Consider the following 1,370-nt stretch of genomic DNA (forward strand, 5'->3'; position numbering starts at 1 on the left):
TGTAGCTGATCGTTGAGACGCTGCCAGGCAAAAGACCCGTAAGGTTGATGGTGGCAGAGGAGTTCTCACAAACGGTTGCCGCCTGCGATGCCCCACTCAGCGTTGGCGTAGGGTTGACCGTGACTTTGACTGTCGTTGAATAGACTGCCGGACAGACACCGCTTTGGACCACGGCCCGGAAATAGGTGGTGGTGGCCAGGTTGCCAATGGTGGCTCCCGGGAGCGTAGCAGAAGTTACATTGTAGGTTGTTGGCGACGTAAAGGAAGAAGACAAGGAGGACTCCCACCGAATCACATTGCCGGTGTTGCCTGCAAGGGTCAAATCTGCCGGTGCCGTGCCGGCACAAATCGTTTGGTCGGCAGAAGCCGTACCACCGACAGAGGTTGGGTTGACATCCAATGTCACTGATTGGCTAAAGGCCTGCTGGCAATTCGGCGTGGCGCTGGTGACCGTGATGCCCGTAATGGTTAATTGCTTCCCGTCGTTAGCGAAAGTCAAGGCCGGGGTTGTGAATGTTGCATTACCACTTGCATCAGCGATCCTACCTGTCACCGTTTGTACCGGCCCACCATCGATGGTGTAGGTAATCGTGGAGGTGGTATTGGGCAAAAGACCCGTAAGGTTGATGGTGGCAGCTGAACCAGCACAAACTGTCGCTGATTGCAATGCACCAGTCAATGTCGGCGTGGGGTTGACGATGATCGTAAAGGTTTTTGATATGCCATTACAGGAAACACTGTTGACAGTATTTACCGGGGTTACTGTAATGGTTGCGCTAATGGGCGTGGTCCCGGAGTTGGTGGCTGTAAACGAAGCGATGTTGCCCGAACCACTTGCCGCCAACCCGATGGCGGTGTTGCTGTTCGTCCACGTAAACGACGTCGCATTTGCACCGGAAAACGGGATTGCTGTCGTTGGATTGTTGTTACAGATTACCTGGTTGGAGACAGCATTTACTACCGGTGTTTGGTTTACCGTGATGGTGCCGTTTCCACTGAAGCCTGCACTTCTCGCACAGCCATTGGCGTCTGTAACGCTTTTCAATGTATACAATGTCGTAGCTGCGGGATTGGCAAAAACATTGAATGGCGTGCCGGAAACCACATTAGTGGCAGTGCGGTCGGCACTTCCATCATTGTAAACGACAGTAAATGGACCGGTGCCCGAAGTTGCAGTGAAGGTCAATTGGCCTGTTCCGCCAATGCAAATGGTATTGCCTGTAAGGCTACCCTGCGGCAGTGGATTGACGGCCAACGTTACATTGACCGCAAAATTTTTCTGGCAATTCGGCGTGGCGCTGGTTACCGTGATGCCGGTGATCTGCAGGGTTTGCCCGTTGTTGGCAAAGGTCAGCGCCGGAGTGGTGAAG

General features: G+C 53.6%; 1 protein-coding gene. It reads right to left on the reverse strand.

What is annotated here, in order from left to right:
* A partial coding sequence (locus tag D6024_RS26345) for a hypothetical protein (protein WP_162945069.1) occupies nt 1-1,370 on the reverse strand: 1,370 nt, incomplete at both ends.

This window comes from Flavisolibacter nicotianae, from assembly GCF_003628535.1.
GTDB classification, from domain to species: Bacteria; Bacteroidota; Bacteroidia; order Chitinophagales; family Chitinophagaceae; genus Flavisolibacter; species Flavisolibacter nicotianae.